17 protein-coding genes are annotated in these 22,153 nt (G+C 47.8%); 5 read left to right on the top strand and 12 right to left on the bottom strand.

Annotation, left to right across the window (positions count from 1 at the left end; translation table 11 throughout):
• Positions 1–83: 83 nt before the first annotated feature.
• The 5 genes from bchI to NDI35_RS02665 form a co-directional block, all read right to left on the bottom strand.
• Positions 84–1,199: a magnesium chelatase ATPase subunit I gene (bchI, locus tag NDI35_RS02645; protein WP_445311372.1), complete on the bottom strand. Its 1,116-nt coding sequence runs from the start codon at positions 1,197–1,199 to the stop codon at positions 84–86.
• A 315-nt stretch (positions 1,200–1,514) separates the two neighbouring features.
• Complete coding sequence (locus tag NDI35_RS02650; RefSeq protein WP_445311373.1) at positions 1,515–1,631, bottom strand: DUF4926 domain-containing protein; 117 nt, start codon at positions 1,629–1,631, stop codon at positions 1,515–1,517.
• Entirely contained in the window at positions 1,615–1,938 is a 324-nt protein-coding gene (locus NDI35_RS02655; protein WP_445311374.1) for a DUF2442 domain-containing protein, read from the bottom strand. Before NDI35_RS02655 ends, NDI35_RS02650 begins: the two co-directional genes overlap by 17 nt.
• 73 nt (positions 1,939–2,011) lie before the next feature.
• On the bottom strand, positions 2,012–2,200 hold the full coding sequence (locus tag NDI35_RS02660) for a DUF4160 domain-containing protein (RefSeq protein WP_445311375.1): 189 nt from the start codon (positions 2,198–2,200) through the stop codon (positions 2,012–2,014).
• Positions 2,201–2,261: 61 nt separating this feature from the next.
• Positions 2,262–4,784 (bottom strand): EAL domain-containing protein, encoded by a 2,523-nt coding sequence (locus NDI35_RS02665; protein WP_445311376.1) that lies wholly within the window; start codon positions 4,782–4,784, stop codon positions 2,262–2,264.
• 302 nt (positions 4,785–5,086) lie between these two features.
• Here NDI35_RS02665 and dapB point away from each other — a divergent pair, with 302 nt between their 5' ends.
• Positions 5,087–5,914: a 4-hydroxy-tetrahydrodipicolinate reductase gene (gene dapB, locus NDI35_RS02670; RefSeq protein ID WP_445311446.1), complete on the top strand. Its 828-nt coding sequence runs from the start codon at positions 5,087–5,089 to the stop codon at positions 5,912–5,914.
• A 189-nt stretch (positions 5,915–6,103) separates the two neighbouring features.
• Positions 6,104–6,814 carry a DUF8619 family protein gene (locus tag NDI35_RS02675; protein WP_445311377.1) on the top strand — a complete coding sequence of 237 codons (711 nt, stop codon included), beginning with the start codon at positions 6,104–6,106 and terminating at the stop codon, positions 6,812–6,814.
• Positions 6,815–6,947: 133 nt separating this feature from the next.
• On the opposite strand, the gene NDI35_RS02680 is transcribed toward NDI35_RS02675, so the two are convergent.
• The 5 genes from NDI35_RS02680 to NDI35_RS02700 all read right to left on the bottom strand — a co-directional run bounded on the left by NDI35_RS02680 (position 6,948) and on the right by NDI35_RS02700 (position 16,907).
• A complete protein-coding gene (locus NDI35_RS02680; protein ID WP_445311378.1) occupies positions 6,948–7,415 on the bottom strand; it encodes a GNAT family N-acetyltransferase in 468 nt (155 codons plus the stop codon).
• A gap of 289 nt (positions 7,416–7,704) precedes the next feature.
• Complete coding sequence (locus NDI35_RS02685) at positions 7,705–8,328, bottom strand: precorrin-8X methylmutase (RefSeq protein ID WP_015179019.1); 624 nt, start codon at positions 8,326–8,328, stop codon at positions 7,705–7,707.
• A 101-nt stretch (positions 8,329–8,429) separates the two neighbouring features.
• Positions 8,430–9,236, bottom strand: coding sequence for a TPM domain-containing protein (locus tag NDI35_RS02690; RefSeq protein ID WP_445311379.1), 807 nt, complete (start codon positions 9,234–9,236; stop codon positions 8,430–8,432).
• A 190-nt stretch (positions 9,237–9,426) separates the two neighbouring features.
• Positions 9,427–14,892 carry a WD40 domain-containing protein gene (locus NDI35_RS02695; protein WP_445311380.1) on the bottom strand — a complete coding sequence of 1,822 codons (5,466 nt, stop codon included), beginning with the start codon at positions 14,890–14,892 and terminating at the stop codon, positions 9,427–9,429.
• A 683-nt stretch (positions 14,893–15,575) separates the two neighbouring features.
• Positions 15,576–16,907, bottom strand: a complete 1,332-nt coding sequence (locus NDI35_RS02700; protein WP_445311447.1) for a P-loop NTPase fold protein — start codon at positions 16,905–16,907, stop codon at positions 15,576–15,578.
• A 338-nt stretch (positions 16,908–17,245) separates the two neighbouring features.
• Between NDI35_RS02700 and NDI35_RS02705 the strand changes: the two genes are divergently transcribed.
• Together NDI35_RS02705 and ftsZ are read left to right on the top strand one after the other, a co-directional pair.
• On the top strand, positions 17,246–18,148 hold the full coding sequence (locus tag NDI35_RS02705) for a cell division protein FtsQ/DivIB (RefSeq protein WP_445311381.1): 903 nt from the start codon (positions 17,246–17,248) through the stop codon (positions 18,146–18,148).
• 306 nt (positions 18,149–18,454) lie between these two features.
• Positions 18,455–19,729, top strand: a complete 1,275-nt coding sequence (ftsZ, locus tag NDI35_RS02710) for a cell division protein FtsZ (protein WP_333293498.1) — start codon at positions 18,455–18,457, stop codon at positions 19,727–19,729.
• 159 nt (positions 19,730–19,888) lie between these two features.
• Here ftsZ and NDI35_RS02715 read toward each other — a convergent pair whose 3' ends face one another.
• Complete coding sequence (locus NDI35_RS02715; protein ID WP_445311382.1) at positions 19,889–20,668, bottom strand: MBL fold metallo-hydrolase; 780 nt, start codon at positions 20,666–20,668, stop codon at positions 19,889–19,891.
• Between the two features lie 152 nt (positions 20,669–20,820).
• Between NDI35_RS02715 and thiD the strand changes: the two genes are divergently transcribed.
• Positions 20,821–21,630, top strand: a complete 810-nt coding sequence (gene thiD, locus NDI35_RS02720) for a bifunctional hydroxymethylpyrimidine kinase/phosphomethylpyrimidine kinase (protein WP_445311383.1) — start codon at positions 20,821–20,823, stop codon at positions 21,628–21,630.
• Between the two features lie 62 nt (positions 21,631–21,692).
• On the opposite strand, the gene dndE is transcribed toward thiD, so the two are convergent.
• Positions 21,693–22,091 carry a DNA sulfur modification protein DndE gene (gene dndE / locus NDI35_RS02725; protein ID WP_445311384.1) on the bottom strand — a complete coding sequence of 133 codons (399 nt, stop codon included), beginning with the start codon at positions 22,089–22,091 and terminating at the stop codon, positions 21,693–21,695.
• Positions 22,092–22,153: the final 62 nt, after the last annotated feature.

A 22,153-nucleotide genomic window follows, 5' to 3' on the forward strand; every position in this document is an offset into this window, starting at 1 on the left:
ATTAGTAATTGGAACTGGGGAAGGAGGCATTAAAAATTTGGGAAATGTTTCCTCACCACCCATTACCAATTACCAATTATTAATTACCCCTCAGTTGTTTCTAGCCCGAATACCCGATCAAACACTTTAGTCACTTTATACCCCGAATCTATTGATTCTAGCGGGTCTTTCCGCAACCTGTGCCGCAAACACAGAGTCATAACCCGGCGAATATCGTCCACAGTCACCTCTGTGCGGCATTCCAAAGCCGTGAAAGCTTTCGCAGCCCGATTCGTCACCAAATCGCCCCGCAGCCCGTCAACGTCCAATTCGGCGCAAACTTGGGAGATTTTCACCCGCAACTCTCGATCGATAGTTACCGATTTCAATCTTTCCTGGGCTTCCACCAACTTCTGCTGCATTTCATCTTGTTCGCGCTGGTATTTCGCGAGAAACTCCACTGGATTTTGGTCAAAACTCGATCGCTGTTCGACAATTTCCACTCTTAAATTCGGGTCTTTTACAGTCCGAATTTCTGCGTGCATCCCGAATCTGTCGAGCAACTGCGGCCGCAATTCTCCTTCTTCTGGGTTGCCGGAACCGATTAAAATAAACTTAGCCGGGTGGCGGATCGAAATGCCTTCTCTTTCAACAGTATTCCAACCGCTAGCGGCCGAGTCGAGCAAAACATCGACTAAATGATCGTCGAGCAAATTGACTTCATCAACGTACAGAATGCCGCGGTTAGCTTTAGCTAAAAGGCCGGGTTCAAAAGCTTTAACACCTTCCGACAAAGCTTTCTCGATGTCGATCGTACCGCAAACTCGGTCTTCGGTAGCGCCCAGAGGCAAGTCTACCATTTGAACTTTCTTGCGCGCGATTTTAATGTCAGTTTGAGATAAAGTGCGATCGCGCACCTCATCGCTCATCAAATCTGGATCGCTGGGATGACTGTTAAAAGGATCGTCAGCCACCACCTCAATTTCCGGCAGCAAATCAGTGAGGGCGCGGATTGTGGTAGATTTACCAGTACCTCGATCGCCCATAATCATCACCCCCCCAATTTTGGGATCGATGACATTCAACAGCAGCGCCAGTTTCATCTCCTCCTGGCCAACAATCGCAGTGAAGGGAAAAACAGCGCGGCGGGCTGGAGTAGCGGTAACGGTTGGTAGAGCGCCCGCATTTAGGGTATTGCTGACTTCGGCAGTAGGACTCACAGGATAACTCAAAATATAATAATTGCTTGTTTATTGTGACATACAAGCGGACAACAGTCGATCGGCAGCCTGGAAATCCAAGTGCAGAGTTGGTCTGATTCCTCTCAAAACGCCACCAAAAACCGACTATTTCTGAGACACAGAACGCGCAAACTCTAAAATTTGTTGCTGACGTTCATCAGACCAACGTTCAACCATCGTAGCTAATAGCTCAGATACAGACAACCAACGCCTTTCTTTCGACTTCCAAACAACTAAAAACTGCTCGGTAGACAGAGTACACAAAGCTATCGTTTCGCCAGAGCGATCGCTAAATTATACCTCGTATTTTACCTCATCATAACAATCTACAATTGCCCCTCTAACACCCAAGTGTAAATTAGATTCAGGCAATGTTACTAACAATTCGATTACATCAAATAATTCTGGCACGATCGTGCTTTAGTCCGAACGAATTATGAAGAGATTCAATGTATTGCTCAATTTCCTCATCCGTGCAACTGACTCCATTCTGCCAAAGTTCATATTCACTGATATCGATATCTTCATTCCAAACCAGTGCATAACCACCAGGTTCAATTTTAAAATTTCTGAAAAATCCAGGATTGCTTAACATCGCGAACATCCGATTGTCTAATAACTTAGAGATGTTATATGTCTTGATTTCAAGATTGGCAAACTTGACCATCAAGGTGTTATCGTCAATAGCTTTAGCAGAAACAATGCGCTCAGGTTTCATAAAACAATCACAGTTATTTTAATGGCGGAAGTTTACTAAACTCTTGACTATTCCACATATCCAGCAGTTCTTTCTAATACAAGGTAGCCCATTCTATTACCAGGTTTTGAGCCCGATTCGGTAAATCTCCTTCAATAATTTCTAAAGATTCAATGCCGCTCAAAGCATTATACTCACCGTAAACTGCGTGAAAATGAGGCGGTGGATGATCTCCAAAGAAAATTTTGATAATTATTCCGTAAAATCGTGCAACTTCTGGCATAAAGCTTTTCTAAACGACGATATGTATAGAACCACGAAGAAGAATGACCAATAACTCATCACTACCACTGCGGCTCGGAAGCCATCAAAGCAGTCGCAGCCTCGCTCGGTAACGGCTTAGCAAAAAAATAACCCTGACCATATTCGCAGCCGATCGCCCTTAACCTAGCTAATTGTGCCGCCGTCTCCACACCCTCAGCAATCACATCCATCCCCAAAGCATGAGCCAGCGCCACAATCGTCCGCACAATCGCCACATTCTCCCCCTCGCTTTCGATTTCCATCCGCCCCACAAACGACTTATCAACCTTCAAAGTATCCGTAGGAAACCGACTCAAATAACTCAACGACGAATAACCAGTGCCAAAATCATCAATTCCCAACTTGACATTTAACGCTTTCATCTGCTTCAAAACCGCGATCGCGGACTCCACATCATCCATCACCACACTCTCAGTAATCTCCAACTTCAAACTCTCGGCACTCAAACCAGTTGTTTCCAAAATCACCTGAATGCGATCGACCAAATCCGGCTGAGCAAACTGCTTCCCAGATAAATTTACACTCATAATCAAAGGTTGATCGAAATCAAACATTCCCTCCCAAAGCTCCAACTGCCGGCAAGCCTCCTCCAACACCCACTCACCCAGCGGCACAATTGCCCCCGTTTCCTCAGCCACCGGAATAAACTTCATCGGCGAAATCAAACCCTGCAGCGGGTGTTGCCAACGTACCAAAGCCTCAAAGCCAATAATCCTCCCGCTTGCCAAAGATACAAACGGTTGGTAGTGCAGCAAAAACTCTTGACGCTTGAGGGCCATCCGCAAATCAGTTTCCAACTGCAACCTCTCCACCGCCAAAGCGTGCATCGAAGCATTAAACACCTGATACCTTCCCGTTCCCAAAGCCTTCGCCCGGTACATCGCCGTGTGGGCGTCCCGCAGCAAGTGTTCGGGCTGTTCCCTGACAGTAGCAGCGGGTTCGCCGCCCAGGGCAATCCCGATGCTTGCAGTCACAAACACCTCCTGCCCCTTCAACTCAAAAGGCACAATTAAAGCTTTGTGAATTCGATCGGCCAAATCCACAGCACTCTCAACATCAATATTCCTCACCAAAATCGCAAAATCGTCGCCCCCCACCCGCGCCACAGTATCCCCGGAGCCAATAATCGCCCTCAACCGCAGCACCACCGCCATCAGCAGTTCATCCCCCACCAAATGACCCAAAGAATCATTAATCACCTTAAACCTGTCTAAATCCAGAAACAGCACCGCAAACAGATAGCTGCGACGGCCCCTAGTATTGGCGATCGCCCGCCCCAGGCAATCCACGAACAAATCCCGGTTGGGCAAACCCGTTAGAGAATCGTGAAAAGCATCGTAAAGCTTCCTGTAAGCACTGACACCCAAACCAGTCACCACCAAACCCAAAGTCGGCGACACTAACGGTACCCACCCACCCCCAGTAAAAATCGCAAAAGTAATCCCCAACAAACCCATCAACGCCGCACCCCCAGCCAATCCCGCCCTCGCAGGATGCTGAATCCGCCAAGCCAAAACCCCGCCAACCATCGCCCAAGCACCGTTCCACAAAATTTCCGCCCATTCCGGCCACACCCAAAATAGCGATCGTCCATCCAAAACCGCACTCAATATTTGGCTGAGCATTTGCGCGTGCAGCAACACCCCCGGCATTTTCGGACTTTGCTTTTTAACCGGGCTGTAAGGCGTCAAAAACAAATCTCTGGTACTCGGTGCAGTCGTCCCGATCAACACAATCTTGCCCTTAACCCAGCTTGGGTCAATTTCCCCGTTCAATACCTGCCTGATACTGACTTGTCGCGCCACCTCCTTACCAGAACGGTATTTGAGCAGAATTTGGTAGCCTGTGGTGTCAATATTTGCATAGCCGCCGCTGTCAGAAGTTAAAGGCACAAATTCTGCCTTTCCCCAGTTGATTTGGTGGGGATGAACAGGGCTATTTTCCGGCTGCACTCTGTCTTTGAGATACAACAAAGCCACTTGCACAGAAAACGAGAAAGCAGTATTCTTTTCTGGTTGCGAGACTGAGAGCAAATTGCGGCGTACCACGCCATCAGGGTCGAGTACGAAGTCGTTAAAACCAACTCGATCGGGCGGTATCCCCGGAGGCGCAGGCACTCCCGGACTTTCTGAATCGCTCAATTGGTTGATCGCCACAACATTCGGTGCTTTCAGCGCGGCCAGCAATTCTTGGTGTCCCGGCGCTTGAGGCAAATCCCGGTACAAATCCAAACCGATGACTTTTGGCTGATACTTTTGCAGTTTTGTCAAGGTTTGAGCGATCGCACCGTCGGAAATCGGAAATCTCCCCAAAGCTTGAATATCGGCCTCAGAAATTCCCACTACCAGCAGTCGCGGATCGGGGCCCGAATCTGGCTGCAACCGCACTAACGAGTCAAAACTCGCCAATTCCAAGCTCTGCAGGCCTCCCAAATGCCGAACTCCCATATTCAGCAGCGTTACAGTCACGCCCGCAAGCATTGCAGGCAAAATCCTGACCCGTCGGTTTTGAGAACTCAGGTTGAGACCAGTTGCGACAGACATGACATATCGAAGATTTCGAGAGAATTTGGCAGTCACAGAAAAAATATGTCGGTGCAAATTAGCTTTGCACAAGTCTGTTCTTACAGAATTGAGCTTAATATGAGATTGAATGTAATTTTTTCAGAACTTGTGCCGCAACCAAGTTTCTTTAAGCTAATTACTCGATTTGGCAAAGTATTTCTCGAATGGGAACCGGGTTTTTGAAGATTTGCCGACAAATCCTGTCTTTCATTGCTTGTTTCCCCAAATTCGTACAAGCGTTAAAATTTAGTCGATCAAACTTTCAGGATATTTTTGAGATGATGGCGAATCAACTTCCGATTCCGGTGATTGTTAACGGTGCTGCAGGCAAAATGGGCCGCGAAGTAATTAAGGCGATCGCCCATGCTAGTGACATGACGTTATTTGGGGCTGTAGACCGCTCTCCTGAGTGCCTCAACGCCGATGCCGGCGAATTAGCCGGATGCGGCCCGTTAGAAGTTCCCATCACAGACGACTTGCAAGGAATGCTGGTATTAGCAGCTCAGGAAAAGCAGTTAGGCGTGATGGTAGATTTTACGCACCCTTCGTCTGTTTATGAAAACGTGCGATCGGCCATAGCTTACGGCATTCGCCCGGTAGTCGGCACTACTGGCTTGAGCAGCGAGCAAATTGAAAACTTAGCTGAATTTGCTGACAAAGCTAGCACTGGGTGTTTAATCATACCCAATTTCTCGATCGGCATGGTGTTGCTCCAACAAGCCGCCGTCACGGCATCTCAGTATTTTGAACACGTAGAAATTATCGAGCTGCACCACAATCAAAAAGCCGACGCCCCCAGCGGTACGGCAATTCAAACTGCCCAAATGTTAGCAGAAATGGGAAAAACTTTCAATCCGCCAGAAGTTGAGGAAACCGAAAAATTAGCCGGAGCTCGAGGTTCACTGGCTGATGAAGGGATTCGCATTCACAGCATCCGTTTACCCGGTTTAATTGCCCACCAAGAGGTAATTTTTGGTGGCGCCGGTCAAGTTTATACTTTACGACACGATACGAGCGATCGAGCTTGTTATATGCCAGGAGTCTTGCTGTCTATACGCAAAGTCCTTGAATTGCGATCGCTCGTTTACGGCCTGGAAAAAATCTTGTAGTCATTAATCATTAGTCATTAGTCATTAGTCATAAGTAATGTGGAATTAATCTAACTTCTAACTTTTGACTTCTAACTTCTGATTTTTGACTTCAAAATCAATCAGTTCAATCTGTTAAATCCCTTAATATAATCCGCTTCCGAACAGACAGCCGTTGCATCCCGTACATTGCTCGTTGCCGAACTTCTTATGCTAATTCCCTTAACCCGCGAAACCTTTCAAGAACTAATTCCCGCCGTCGCCACGGGAGCGCAATACAAATATATCTGGGGAAAACCGCCCGATTTTTTGAGGCGAATGTTAATCTCTGCAGTCAGCGTAGTTTTCCTCCTGGTAGTCTACAACTTCGCCGGTTCCGATGTCGGACCGCTAGTTTTAATCACCGGATTGATAGCTGGTTTGTACTGGCTGTGGGGGCCGATTTTGTGGGCGAGTTTGCGGAATGCAGAATGCCGCAAATATCAATACTGCGGTTTTTGGCAAGGACGAGTTTTGGATATATATATTACAGATGAAGTCACAAGTCAAGAAGAAACAGTCAATCAAAAAGGACAACTCGTAATAGTTGACAACCTAGAACCGCGAATTAATTTAGAAGTCGGCGACAAAACCGGATTTACTACTACACTGCGAGCTCCCTTGCGGAAAGATCATCAAGGAATTGCCCCCGGCCAAGCTGCTTTAATGTTAATTATGTCAAATCAAGAAGATTTGGGACGGATTGCCAAAGTTTCAGATATTTACATTCCCAGTCGCGACGTGTGGGTGAGCGACTATCCTTATCTGCGTAGAGATTTGTTTGTCGAGATGAGCCAGCAAATTAAAAAAGGCAGAAAAAAAGACCGCGATCGCACAAATCAAAGCAGAGATGTAAAAAGGCGATCGCCCGCTGATTATTAATATTGATAGTAGCGACAAATTTAAGAGCGATCGCAAGTTGAAACAGGGCAAAAACTTAATTTCTGGAGATGTCTAATAATAGTTAAGCGTTATTGCGAGATTTTCAAGAAATACACCAATTTTGAGAAGCCGATCAAGCGAGCTTTTTCGTCATAAACACGCTATTCGGGTCATCAATGTATTCAGCGAAGGGGCCTCGGTACTTAAACCCATACCGTATATACAAGGCTCGTGCCGGGGCGAACTCAGGCAAAGCCCCTGTTTCCAAATTCAGGCAATCGTAAGCACGCCGTTGGGCTTCTTTTATGATGTGTTCAAGAATCTCCCCGGCGATACCTTGACGGCGGTGAGCCTTGGCGGTACGCATTGATTTGACTTCACCACTTCTTGAATCTAGTTCTTTTAGTGCTCCGCATCCGAGTAATTCATCACCCTCCCAAGCCGTCCAGAAAGTAATATCGGGCGAGCGCAATGCTTCCAAATCAAGAGCATGAATGCTTTCAGGTGGTGTAATCTCATTCATATTTTCGAGATGTTCGCGAAGAAAGTCAGCTATCTTTCTACCTCTGAGGTCATCTTCGCGAATTTGCAATCGACTCATTTCCTTAACTTGCTAGAGAATTCTACTCTATCAAGACTTACGCACTCCGACAAAGAAACCGTGTTTTTTACCGAATCTGTGGCTGCAACCTGTGTATTTTCGTAAAAAAAACAGGTTTCTGGACTCTCATGCGTCCAGGACTATCTATGATGGTTCACAGAATCCCGCATTATAAAAAGTAACTTAATTTGTTCACAAAATTCCGAAAAGACCGATTGTGACAGTAGAGGGTGCCGAAAGCGGGATCTAAAATCTAAAATCCCATGACTCCTGACAATTAACTTCTCGATCAACTGTTCCCCTCTTGGCCGTAAGCTTGCCAAGCCAAATCCACCAGCCCGTTAACAATAGCCACAGCCACCACCGCAGAGCCCTTGCGGCCCTCAATCCGTATGTGAGGAATCATCGAATCGTGCAGCCGCGACTTAGCCACGTCCACCCCCACAAACCCAGAAGGCGTCCCAATCACCAAAGCCGGCCGAATTTCCTCAGATTCAATCAAATCTACGATCGCCGACAAAGCAGTTTGAGCCTGGCCCACCACAAAAATCCCTTCAGGATAGCGTCTTGCCAAAGTTTCAATCCCCCAAGCCGCCCGCGTCCTTTCCTTTTGGGGGCGTGTCAAAGCCTCCATCGAACAGTAAACCGGATTCGCAAAGGTACTTTGGATTAGGGGCGTAATGCCCACCTGCACCATCGGCACATCTACCACGATCGTAGTCCGAGCAGCCAAAGCCGCCGCCCCAGCCTGCAAAGCCTGATCGGAAAAACTAATTAAAGACTTGTACTCAAAATCAGCAGTCGCATAAATCACGCGGCGGACTATTTCGTACTCCGCCGCTGAAAAACCGTGGTCGCCAATTTCGTTATCGATTAATCCCAGACTCTGGGCATCGCTTACGTGCCATTCCATTTGTTGGATAGCTGTCGCCTGTGAGTTGTCAGGTATCAGCTTACCAGCTTTTAGTCATTCGTTGACTGTTGAGTAAAATCTGCTTTCCTGTCAACTGACAACTAAGTTTCCGACGATGAAGAAGATTTGCCCAACACCGGAGTCAGGAATGCCACCAAAACTCCGATCGCAAAACCGGCCACATTCCGAACCAAAGGCAACCAGTCAGAAGTCCGAGTCACCACTGGCCCAAGTCCGAAAGCGAAAAACAGAATGCCCCACAGCGGCGAAAAAATCAGCGCCCACTGCCAAGCCACAACCTGTCCCGGCTTCCGAGGCTGAGCCGCAAACCCGCAGATGACGCCGCCAACCACCGACGTAATTAACGTCAGAACCCACTGTTCCCTCGGCAAACCGGGAACCACGCGACAGCCGCCCTGACGCAAACAGCCTTCTATCGACTCCAAAGATTCAATAATCGCTCGGTCTTCGCCATTGTCCCGCACAAAAAATTGATTACCGTAGCGGGTTTGCAGTTCCACCCAAAAAGTGCGCGGCAGCAGCGGATACAGCGAGTCGCCCACATTAAAATTGAGCAAATTGCCCCCTCGGGGGTCAGCAACTAGCAACACACTCTTGTCATCTAGCCCCCAATAACTTTTGACAGCTAAACCGGGCGTGCGATCGTACTGAGTCAGGACTCGCAGTTTCCAGCCGGTTTCGGCTTCAAAGGCGTTTAAATTTTTTGCCAAACCCTCTTCTTCAATATCCGTGAGGGCTTTAGCTAAATCAATGATCGGCGTCTGAGTTGACGGCAACAAATCGGGATTATTGAAAGCGTGGGCTGCTGGTGCGATCGCCCACACGGACAAAGCCAGAAAAAATGCGGCAACAGAGGCTAAAAATTTTCGCGGGAAAAGCTGTGACATAGGAACTTATAATCCGGGTCTTAATTGTGAATGCTAGCTGGCGGTCTTAACCAGAGGATAAGAGAAAACTCATATTTCTTTACAATTATTTACTTTACAGGAAGGGGAGACCAAGGGGAAGAGTTCGAGTAAGGAAAGTTTTGAACAGTCAACCGTCAACAGTCAACAGTCAACCGTCCAATGACTAAAACTAAGGTTTTGCCGCAACCCCGTCACAGAGACGCCGATCGCGATCGCTCACATTAGGATTAGTTCTCAGATAATCTCCCACCCAGTCACAGCCTCTCACCAGCAAATCGTCAAGATCCAAATTCCACAAAACCACCCGATTATCCCGACCCGCAGAAGCCAGAACCTTCCCATCCGGGCTAAAACTCACGCTCATCACGCTATCCTTGTGACCCGTCAAAGTTTTCAGCAAAGTCCCGCTGCGACTCCACAGCTTCACCTTATGGTCATAACTGCCCGAAGCCACCAACAAACCATCCGGGCTAAAACCAACGCTAGTTACGCTGTCGCTAGAACCCTTCAGCAGCGTCGCCACCAAAGTCCCGTCCACCTTCCACAATTTCACCGAATTGTCGTAACCAGCCGAAGCCAGCATTTTGCCATCAGGGCTAAAAGCCACCCCCAACACAAAACTGTTGTGAGCTCCTTCAAAAGTTCTCAGCAAACGACCGTCCCGATTCCAGAGTTTGAGAGTACCATCATCGCTGGCAGAAGCCAGCATCGAGCCGTCGGGACTGAAAGTCACCCCAGTCACCCAGCCTGTGTGTCCCGTCAAAGTCTTAATCAGCCTGCCGTTTCTAGTCCAGAGTTTCACAGTCTTATCTTTGCTCGCCGAAGCCAAAACCTCGCTGTCGGGGCTAAAACTCACGCTCATCACGCTGTCGGCGTGGCCGTCGAGAGTGAACAGCACAGAAGGCGAACACGGGAATAGCGGAGCCGAAGGACAAGGGAGAATATTATTCATGCCATCTTCTGTCAAACTCCAGACTTTCACTGTTTTGTCGTAACTCCCAGAAGCAAGTAGCTGGCCGTCGGGGCTGAAACTGACGCTGGCGACTCTCTGAGTGTGTCCTTCCAAGGTTTCCAGCAAAACTCCCGTGCGACTCCAGAGTTTGATAGTTTTGTCGGTAGAAGCAGAAGCCAGCCTTTGGCCGTCTGGGCTAAAAGTAACGCCTTGCACGCGGTTTTGGTGTCCGTCGAGGGTTTTGAGCGGCACGTCATCAAGTCGCCACAGCCTGATAGTTTTGTCAAAACTTGCCGAAGCCAAGGTTTTGCCTTCCGGGCTAAAACTCACCTGAGTAACTCGATCGGCGTGTCCCTCAAAAGTTCTCAGTAAGCGACTCTCTGGTTTAATGTTGCTAGCATCGGTTGGGCGTTTGTCGCCAACACCAGCCAGACTCCAGAGTTTGACACTCCCGTCTGCACTTCCCGAAGCAAGCGTTTGACCGTCGGGGGAGAAACTGACACCAAATACCCACTTGCTGTGTCCCCGCAAAGTTGTTAGCAGTTCACCTTTTTTTGCTTGTGTTGAATTTTCTGTTGCTGGGTGTTTGAGTGCAGCGATGCTCCAGATTTTCACCGTTTTATCTTCACCCGCACTGGCGATCGTTTCACCATCGGGGGAGAAACTGACGGTGTAAATTTTCGAGGGTTGTCTGTTTTCGCTGTGCCATAAATTAGCGATTAACCGGCCGTCAGAACTCCACAGTTTCACAGTACCGTCATCGCTCGCCACAGCGATTATTTGGCCGTCGCGGCTGAAGCTTAGCCAATTTACGGGAGCAAATTGTTCGATCGTCCGCAGCAGCGTGCCGTCGGTTTTCCAAAGTTTGATAGTTTTATCTGTAGAGCCACTGGCGATCGTTTGACCGTCAGGGCTAAAAGCAACGCTGGTAACGCTATTAGTATGCCCTTTGAAAGTAGCCAGCAAACTGCCATCTGTTTGCCAAATTTTGACAGTTTTATCTAAACTTGCCGATGCTATGGTTTTGTTGTCGGGACTGAACGCCACACAGGAGACACTGTTAGTATGGCCTTTGAAAGTGGTCAACAAACTGCCGTCGCGCCGCCAAAGTTTGACTGTTTTATCTACACTGGAAGAAGCTATTGTTTCGCCGTCTGGACTGAAACTAAGACCCCAAACTACATCGCCGTGTCCTTCCAAGCGGTTGCGTTCTTTGACTCCATAAACTGCCTGCTGGAGAGCAGCAGAAATCAGAATTTCGGTGTCTTTGAGAGTATACATTTGTTGGGAGTGTTCCATCTGTTTCCACTTTTTACCAGCTCTCAAACTTTCCATCATGGCGTCAAATTTGTTGTTTGAGAAATAAAGTGCTTCAGAAGCTGCAGTCAGGGTACTGATTTCAGCTCGCTGAGTTTGAGCGACAGCTAGCTGTTTTTGACCCACAGCCCGCCACCAAAAGTTTACGGCGGCGATCGTGGAACTGGTTAGCAGCATGACGCCGATCACTGCTACTCCCAGCAGTTGTTTGAGAAAAGTATTGGCTCGGTAGAGCTGTGCTTGACTCATTTTTTTGTCTGCTTCTGCTTTGTGCAGTCTGGCTTCTAAGCCGAATCTTTGGCGAATCGGTCGCACTAAATAGTCGTGTACCAATTGATAGCGGTCTTCAGGCGCTTCCCGTAGGAGAAATAGCAAACCGTGACCGACTAAAATGTCTAAAATTAAGTCGAGGTTGTCGGTTTTCTTTTGTGGGCTTTCAGGGTCTTTTGCGAACTGTCGCTGTAGGGAAATTCTGTTTCTGCCGATCGCCGATAATTCTTTTTCTGCCGCATCTGCTGGCTGTTGGCCTGTCACTAACGAGAGTTCGTGTTTGGTTTTTATCAGGCGAACGCCTCTTTCATCTGTCAGGGAAAACAAGATTTTCCAAGCTGCGTCTTCATTAACCAGACCACAGTCAGAGATGACTCTTTCGAGCGATCGTTTCACTAATTCCGCTTTGGGATTGTCCCCCAATTGCTGGTATTGTGCTAGGCTGGTAATACCTTCTTCTTGCAGTTGCGCTCCTACTACCTGCAATTCGATCGGTCGCACTTCTTGAAGTTCGTCTGCTAAATCTTCTACGAAGGCATCGATCAGTGCCGGCTCTAAATAAAATTCTGCCCGTTCCGTTAAGTGTCCGATGACAGCCCGCGCGTCTTTGATAGAAAAACTCCGCAGTTGGTAGCGGATGCTTTTGTCGAGAATATTATTGTTAATAGCGTCAAGATTTGGGAAGCGATCGCAATCTAGTAAGTAGTGCAAATAATCTTCGCGCAAGCACAGAATTATCTTGACATAAGGCAAATTCAAAAACAACCGCAAAAAATTATAAAAAAGTTGTCTTTGTGCCACTGAAGTCGAAACAAAGAAAAACTCTTCAAATTGATCGAAAATCAGCACAGTCAACAAATTATTTGTGGCATTTTCGCGCAACTGATCTATAATAAAAGAAGAGACTTCCGAGCTGCGAGCAGGAATAACCGAGCAACTTTTTTTGTGGATTTCCTGTAGTCCTTTCGAGATTAATTTACTTTCCTCTTCGGCTTGTTTGTCGTACAGTGCGCTGTTCAAAGCATTTTCTAACTCCACCAGCCAGTCGGTGTAAACTTTGACTACTACGGGCAATGTATCCCGCGCGCCCGGAGTAATATTTTTCAAAGCTGGTACTAAGCCGGCATTGACTAGAGAACTTTTCCCGACTCCGCTGGGCCCATGAATAATAGTTAATTTATGGTCGTCCCTGCTAATTCTTTCTAGCAAGCTATTGATATCTTTTTGGCGCGAGTAAGCTGTCATGGACGCTGCGATGGCAGCTTGGTTTTGAGCTGAGGGACCCGAAGGATTGACCGCTTGTCGCTGCTGCTGCAATTGGCTGGCTCCGATAAAAGCTCTAAATCCGTATTGATATTCGATCGAACGCTGGGTTTTTTTAATCCGAAACGCTTTAAGATACTCTCCCTGCTCGAAATAAACCGCTTGCAGTTCAGTCAAAATATCGATGTAAAGTCGGGGGTCGTACTTCGGCTCGCTTTGAGATTGAGCCAACTCCAAAGAATGAACCGCCGCCTCCCACTGCCCTAGCTGTCGCAAACTTCTGGCTAAAAGTAAAAGATACGAACTCCTGTCAGATTTAGGATGTTGAATTTTAGATTTGGGTTCGTTACTTAACTCGTTAGAGCCCACAATTTCTGGATAATTTCCCTCAAACCCCAATCTCAAATCTTCAATCAGCAATCTCAAATCATTAGGCGTTTGATCCAAAATCGCCAAAGCCAACTCCGCTAGCTGGCGGGCTTGACTCCACCTCGACTCTTGGAGGGCAACTTCAGCCAAAAAGCCGTAATCTTGAGCTAGTTGGCTGGGAGTACCGTAAGTGAAGTGCAACTGCAAAGAATTTTCAGCTAATGCTTGCAACTCTCCCCAAGCTTTCAGGCGCTGCAGCACTTCTCCGAGGTGTGCTGTCACCTCCGCAACCAATTCCGGGCGTGAGGCAAGGGAGAAAGCGTTTCTAGATTGTTCCAGGCTAATCCAAGCTTGTTCCCAGTGCTGGCGGTTGGCTACCGGGTTTCTGGCTGCTTGCAATCGGTGACACAGGGCTATGTGAAACAGCACTATGCCTTCTCTCTCTAAAAATAAAATTTTGGGAACAGGATTCGACAACGAGGATAAGGTTTCTGGGTTTTCGGAATGTTCCAAGTTTGCCAGTTCCCAGTTGCCGGTTTTCTGCTGCCAAAATACTAAACTTTCTTGGTAGTGAATTAAGGCTGTTTCGGTTTGGTCGCTGACATAGTAATCTCGACCGAGAACGAATTGCAGGCTGGCTTTGAGGGCGGGATCTAATTCTTCACCGCGATTTTGTAAATCTCTTAAAGCTAATTCGAGTTCTCGGCGTGGCAAAGAGCCGATCGCCAAATCGAAGGTATTGCCCGGACTCAATGGCGAATACGAGTGGACATCTGATTGTCGTCGGTTTTGGGGCCCTGAGTTAAAAGTTAGAAAGCGTTCTCCAGGGCTGATTTCCCGATCCAGGGCGCTTTTTTCGCACTGGCTTTCGCAGGTCTCACAATTAGCTATGGTGCTGACATTGCTGCTGGCGAGTTCTTGATTGAGTTCGCCTATTTTAAATATAGTATCGGCCCGCCTAGCGAGGAAATTAATTAATTCGTCAACGCCCATTTCAAATTTAATTGTGGCGGCGGCCCAACTTTTGAAATCCGGGGCCAGACGAATCATTTTGGTCACGATATCATCTGTTACCCACAAAATCACCGGGCAGGAAAAATTTTTGCGAAATTCGTCTCGCACTTGATTGGTAGAAGCCATGAGTTCGTCGATCGCTACTACTGTTTCTAAACCGAAGACCATCAAAGCCGAGGCGGCAGCGACAGGCGAGTACCCTTCCTGGAAAGTGCTTGCCTGCAGAGTAGTGTAAAGGGTTTTGACTGAAGCTGGCAGGACGAGATCTTTAATTGGAACTGGGGACACTTCTCGCAGCCGCTGCGCTATTTGCTGTCGCAACTGCTCGTAGTTGCAGCGCACCAAAATTAGCGAGAATTGGTGTTGAGACATTGTGATGGACCTGACCAGAGTTTTGAGCGAGCGCTCGTTGTAGTTGGCAGTTTCTTGTACCTTAATTAGATCGGTCATGCGTGCACCTCTTTTGCATTAATCAATTACCTAACGCTCGCCAATCGTGACTGAAAGCGTATCTACTTAGACATAGCCGTCTCTGTTTGACGCTTTATCTCTGTATAAATACGTAGTTTTCCGTACTTGTCCTATCAATACTTACATAGTTATTAGAGCCAATGTAAAGATATCATACCTCCCAATCTCAGAGAATGCTAGACTTCCCAATAAAAATTTAAGGTCACTTTAGATTTTTTGATTCAGCTATATATAAAGGACTACAGATCATAAATAGCCAACCGCTAAGTTCACGATTATACCGAGGACTAGCTATTAGTAAACAACTCCGATATATCTGTAGCAGGCATTTAACACACCCGCAAAAAAAAATGTCGTCCGGGATGGAATTAGTTGAAATTAAGAGCAACAGGTAAAAACAGACATAGGGGGTCTGACAGTGCAGATATGAGAGTTGAGAGTGGGCAAAGTCCTTAGTGGCGGCAAAGTTTTACACGACAATAACATTCACTGCCTATAGCCAGCATTCAACAGAAATCAGCCAGTGGCAAAAACCGCTGACTGATTTCTGTATTGGATTGTAAGATTTCGGAGTTGTGAGCGATCAATTTTCAGTTAAATACTTTCTAAGTCCCTGGTAGTCAAGGGTTCTTAGAGTCACGAAGCTATCTCAAAAATCCCAACTATTTTGCTTCAGTGCGCTGCTGCCACTCCTTATATTTTCTGGTTTCTGCTAGGGCTGGATTAATCCCAAACCAACGACCTTCTTGATCGCGGTATTCAAAGACAAACATACTTCGCAACAAGATTTGAGACTCTTCTTCGCCGGTTACACTTTGTCGCTTGACGACTTGAAACAACAATTCCCATTCCAGGTCATTGATGGCTCCCAAAAGGTCATCGCGATATTCTTGAATGACGCTTTCGAGGCATTCGCGAGAAAAGGGAGGGTCTTCGTGCTGCAAACAGCTATATAAAAGCATCAGTAGATTGCGAACGTGACCGCCACTAATCCGACAAAGCCGATCTAAAGTTTCGGGAGAGTCAAACACCTGGGAAATCAAATCAATGCGTTGATCGGGAGCAACTTTCGGGAAAGCTCTAGCTAATACTAGCTGCCGCAGCAGTGCCATTCCTTCAATGTGGTCTTCGCCCGATCGCATTTGCACCGGTACCATCGGCATCACCTTGGGCTTGACTCCAAATCGACTGGCGAGGCGGCCGAAGTCGTTGGAAAAAATCAACGTCAGGGGAATCGTGTAGACAACATGGCAATTGAGTTTTTTCAACTGTTCGCCGCGGTCTAAAAACAGATATTCTGGCTGTGTGCGTCCGCTGGGTTTGAGGGAGGCGTCGAGGCGATCGAGGTTGTCAACGATGACTGCGAGCCCTTTTTTTCCTTGCTGCTTAAGTTCAGCGTTAGCTTTGTTGAGGAGTTCTTCGTTGATCGACTGCAAAATGCTGTTGGTGCGGGGTTCGAGATATTGCCTGAGTTGCGATCGCAGTTTGGGAGAGTCTTTAGTTTTAGCCGTAACTTTAGCAATGCCTATAGATAACTCCGCTTCCGCTGACAAATCTATGGGAGTCTGCAAAAATTCTGCCACTTCTGCAAACAGATTTGTAAAATAGCTCGGTCTGAGTTTGATTTTAGCGGATTCCATAGTTTCGCTGACTTGGCGGGCAATGCTCAGCAAAATATCGCTGATGTCTACATCCCCCATGTCTAAGTCTTGGGAAGACTCGAAGTAGACTACGCAAAAATCCTCTTGCTCTAACTCCGCTTTCAGTCGAAACAATTCGGTAGATTTGCCACACCCGATATGTCCTGTAAATAGCTGACAGGTTGGCTGGTCAGGGGAGATGCGGGTAATGGTTCGCTGTAAAGATTCAATGATTTTCCCGCCACGCACGGAACCAAAATCAATGTAGTATTGATAATCTCCTGGGTCTCCCGCAACCAGGGTCTTGCTCGGGTTGCAGGCTTTATAGAATCTGTCTAATTCGAGTGCGATCACAATAGAAGCCGAATAAAAGTTAAAAAAGTTAATCGAAAGTCTCAACTTTCTTTGCCTGAGTTTAGTTTGATTTGTAACCTTTTGCACTGTGGGGTAATGCCCTAAATACCCAAAGAACCTTTATCTGGCAAGGGGTTTTCCCGGCGTTGGAATTGGGAATTCTTAATTAAAATTTTTTGATTACCTAGCGGGATCAGTGATATTACGGATCTTGGCAGGAGTCAGGGTAAATTTGTGGGGATCTGGTTAAATGGTAGGGGAAAACAGGGTTCAAGAAAGAGAGATTAAACAGTTTTGAATTTGTGCTAATCCTTAATTACTATATTGTCAAGAGGTAGATGGCTAGTTTTGGAGCGGTTTCTCAAACAGAGTTAGGGCGCAGGCGCCAAAAGTTGCGGCAGCAGAGGCGCGCTCGATTGGCGGCTGTTGTGTGGCAAATGCTGGCAGCGAGCGCAATGGCTGGAGGTTTGCTGTGGTGGATTGCTCAGCCGGCTTGGTTGATTGCCCGATCGGAACAAGTGAAGGTGGAGGGCAATCAGTGGCTATCGGATAAGGCGGTGCGGTCTTTGGTGCCGCTGTCTTACCCGCAGTCGCTGTGGGGGATTCAACCGCAAGCCCTGGCCGAAAAGCTGGAGTCCACGGGGCCCATCGCCAAAGCGAAGGTGACTCGTAACTTGTTTCCGCCGAGTTTGACTATAGAAGTGGCAGAACGCCTGCCGGTGGCGGTGGCGCAGCCGAATACGGTGTTGAGATCGAACAGTGACAAGGAAAAAGTGGGGTGGCTGGACGCTCGCGGAGGTTGGATGCCGTCGGATAGTTATACTGCTGTACGATCGCACAATAGTTTGATCGGGCCCGGCAGCATTCCGGGAACGCAGCCTCAGCGTTCTTTGCCCACTTTAAAAGTCATCGGGCCTTTGGAACAGTATCGCGCCTATTGGCCGAAGTTTTACCAAGGACTCAGCGGCTTGACGGTGAAAGTGTTTGAGATTAATTGGCAAAACCCGAACAACTTGATCTTGAAAACAGAGATCGGTACCGTACACTTAGGGCCCTACAGTTCCAAGACTGCAGAGCAACTTAAGGTTTTAGACCGAATGCGACAATTGCCAAAACAGATAGATTCAAGCAAAATAGCCTACATTGACTTGAGAAATCCTGCTTCGCCGATCGTCCATTTGCCAGAACTCCCCCCCAGTTTGGAGAGTTCCACCCCCGCACCCACTCGCGCCCAGAATTGATTCTGTGTCAACAGAAGGTAGAAGGTATCGATCGATAGGCCGGGCTTGCAATCAGCACAGTTTTTGGATAGCGCCCCGCGTCTGGGGCTAGTATCCATTTTTTTTCCTTCTGCCTTGCTTACAACTGCCTTAATCCGGTCAAGTACCTGGAGGGCGTCAAGCGAGGTCTGGGCTAGCGAGGTCGGCCAAATCCGAGATTGCTAACATTAAGCATCGATCAGTGTTAGTTTTTCGCGCAACTTAGCCTATAGTTGATTGTGAATTGGCGTTTAGTTAACAAGCTGTAATCTACTATCCCCGACTCTAATGAAGCTTAATAATAGACAGGGGTCTGACCAAGACAGTCCCCCTTCGGAAGAAGTAAAAAATTTTCCGGTGGCTGCAGATTCCGCCAATCCCTTTAGACGCAAGTCTGGTTATGTAAATGTAGATAGTATTGATATCGATCCTATGGTCAATCCCAAAGACATAATGCCCAGCAGCGCTGCCAAAATCAAAGTAATTGGCGTCGGCGGTGGTGGGGGCAACGCCGTTAACCGGATGATTGCTAGCGAGGTTTCTGGTGTCGAGTTTTGGTGTGTGAATACGGATTCCCAAGCTCTGGTTCTCTCAAATGCTCCGAAACGCTTGCAAGTCGGACAGAAGTTGACGCGCGGTTTGGGGGCGGGGGGCAATCCGGCGATCGGTCAAAAGGCTGCGGAGGAATCTCGCGACGAGGTTGCTAATGCTTTGAATCACGCGGATTTGGTATTTATCACGGCCGGCATGGGCGGCGGTACGGGCACGGGCGCGGCTCCGATTGTGGCTGAGGTCGCTAAGGAAATGGGCGCCTTGACTGTGGGCATAGTGACGCGGCCTTTTACGTTTGAGGGACGGCGGCGCACCAGCCAAGCTGAGGAAGGAATCGCGGCTTTGCAAACCCGCGTTGATACGCTGATCGTAATTCCTAACGACAAGCTGCTGTCTGTGATTTCGGAACAAATGCCCGTACAAGAGGCTTTTCGAGTTGCTGATGATATCCTGCGCCAAGGGGTTCAGGGTATTTCTGACATTATTACTATTCCCGGTTTGGTGAATGTTGACTTTGCTGACGTGCGGGCAGTAATGGCTGATGCGGGTTCGGCTTTGATGGGCATCGGCGTGGGTTCTGGCAAGTCACGGGCTAGGGAGGCTGCGATGCAGGCTATTTCTTCGCCTCTGCTGGAAGCTTCGTCTATTGAGGGCGCTAGAGGTGTGGTGTTTAACATCACTGGCGGTACTGACATGACTCTGCACGAGGTGAATGCGGCGGCTGAGACGATTTACGAGGTTGTCGATCCGAATGCCAATATTATTTTTGGAGCGGTGATTGACGAGCGGCTTCAGGGCGAAATTAAGATTACTGTGATCGCTACTGGTTTTTCGGGAGAAATTCCGGCACCTCCGACTCCGGGGCGGACGCAAAATGTTAATGCTCCTTGGCGGGCTGCAACTGTGCCGACGACTCCTGCTCAACAGACGCCCGATCCGAAAGCGAAACCGCCGCAGGATTTGGGATTGGATATTCCTGAGTTTTTGCGTAACCGTCGCCCACCAAGATGATTTTAGATTTTAGATTTTAGATTTTAGATTGGGGATTTGGCGATTTTGGATTTTAGATTTTGGATTTTAGATTGGGGATTTGGCATTGAATCTCCAATCTCCCATCTAAAAAATCTAAAAAATCGAGCATCTCAAATCAAAATCTAAAAAATCGAAAATCTAAAATCTAAAATCTAAAATTTCCAAGGTTTGACCAGGTTCGGGTTCGAGGAGTTGGGTGGATAGTCCCGATTTTGCTAGTAAATCGCGAAATTCGGGGATGCTGCCGATCGATCGCACTAACATTGGTAAAAGGCCTGTGGATCGGATGTCTCCCGCCGCTGTAGGCAGGAAAAACCTAGGTTTCAGTGTTTGGGCGAGGCCGAGGGCTTCCGAAGGGCCGATGATGACTTGTCCGAGGAAGGGGAAAATTTGACCGATGACTGGGGCGATCGCTACGTCTACTGTGTCTATTTTCTGTTTAACTTTGTCTAATGGGGGTAAGTGCGGTTCGTAATAAAGTGTCTCGCCGCTGCTTAAATCTTTGAGCAAGTAGCCGTTTTCTTCTTGTCCCGGCCCGATTTCGGCTCCGGGTACGGCTGTAATTTGTAACTTTTCTTTAAAATTTAACTCTTGCCAATTTGCTAAAGATGTGATATTAGTATACCCTAAACTGCTGAGGACTTTGGCGGCGGTGGGTGAGGCGATCGCGGGAATTGTGCGATCGAGCTGTTCGAGTGTTGGTCTGTGACAGTGGTCGTCTAATCCTTGGGAAATCAGGATGAGGTCGATCGGGGGTAAGCTGCAGGGAGTGAAGGCGACGGGGGTGTTGTGGTAGGCGGTGAACAGCCAGGGTTGACCGTAAAATACGAGCGGATCGACCAGCCAGGGATCGACGAGGATGGTTTGGCCACAGATGTGGAAGATCCAAGAGTTGAGGTCGATTCGGGTGATTTTCACAGTTGTTTGCAATAATTCTTTACATTTGGTTTAATCATAGCTAATTTTGTTTGGGAATTTTAACCCCTTCGGAAGCACAGGCGGGACGCCCGTGCCACGATGAACCCAGATATTATTGGGATGTGTCTGTGTTTATCTGCGGTTGAAAAAAGATGATTAAATCGAAGATTCCTGTGGCTTTGACTGTGGCGGGTTCCGATAGCGGTGGCGGGGCCGGAATTCAGGCGGATTTGCGGACTTTTGCGTTTCACTGCGTGCACGGTACGAGTGCTTTGACTTGCGTGACGGCTCAAAATACTTTGGGGGTGATGCGAGTTGATGCTTTGTCTGCGGAGGCTGTGGCCGCTCAAATTGAGGCGGTGGCTGGGGATATTGGGGTGCACGCTGTGAAAACTGGGATGCTGCTGAATCGGGAAATTATGGCGGCGGTGGCTTTACAGGTGGAAGCTTTGCGAATAGGGAATTTGGTTGTCGATCCGGTGATGGTTTCACGATCGGGCGATCGATTGATTGATGACGGGGCGATCGCGTTTTTGCGGGATGTTTTGATTCCAATGGCTGCTGTCGTGACTCCGAATCGGTTTGAGGCTCAGATTTTGAGCGGTTTGGAGATTTTTTCTCTAGAGGATATGCGGGTGGCGGCGCAGCAGATTTACCGTTTGGGTGCGAAAGCTGTTTTGGTGAAAGGCGGCGGGATGGCGGGAGATTTGCGGGGAATTGATGTTTGGTTTGACGGTACGCGGTTGGATGTGTTGAAGACTGAGACTGTTGATACTGGGAATACTCACGGGACTGGTTGTACTTTGAGTGCTGCGATCGCTGCTAATTTGGCTTTGGGTAAAGATTTGTTTACAGCGGTGACATTGGCTAAGGATTATGTTACTACTGCTCTCAAATATGCTTTGGATATTGGGGAAGGCCAAGGGCCAGTAGGTCATTTTTTCCCGCTTTTACTGAAGTAAATTGTGAACTCATCCCTTCTCTTCCTTTCTTCCTTCGCGTCCTTTGCGCCTTCGCGGTTCGTTTAATTTCTTAATTTTTCAGGCGATAAAGCGATCGCCACCAAGTCTTCGATTTTCTTAATATTTGGATCGCCGGCCAAATAACCAATCCCTCGGTGCAAGTGCAGGCGAAACTGTTTGGCTAGAGTTTCTTTTTCTGTGCCTAAATTGTCTTGGTGACACCGCTGCTTGAGGGCAATTATCAAGATATCGGCCATGTCGCCGCCGAAGACATCCCAGCTTAATTCGACGTTGCTGTCGCTGGGAATTGGTACTGATGGGATGCTGGGTTCGGCGAGCGATCGGCAAAATCCCCACCTGCATAAAATATTCCACTGATCGATTTTTGTCGATCGTTTCAGTTTTGATAGTTGGTCTTTGCCTGTTTGGGATAGGCGGATGCGATCGACTGGTGGTTCCATGAGTTTGAGAGTGTTTGGTATATTGTAAAAAGTGCTAATATTGGGGAAGCAAAGCCTGTAGA

This window comes from Microcoleus vaginatus FACHB-2002 (genome assembly GCF_040004035.1).
GTDB lineage: Bacteria > Cyanobacteriota > Cyanobacteriia > Cyanobacteriales > Microcoleaceae > Microcoleus > Microcoleus vaginatus_C.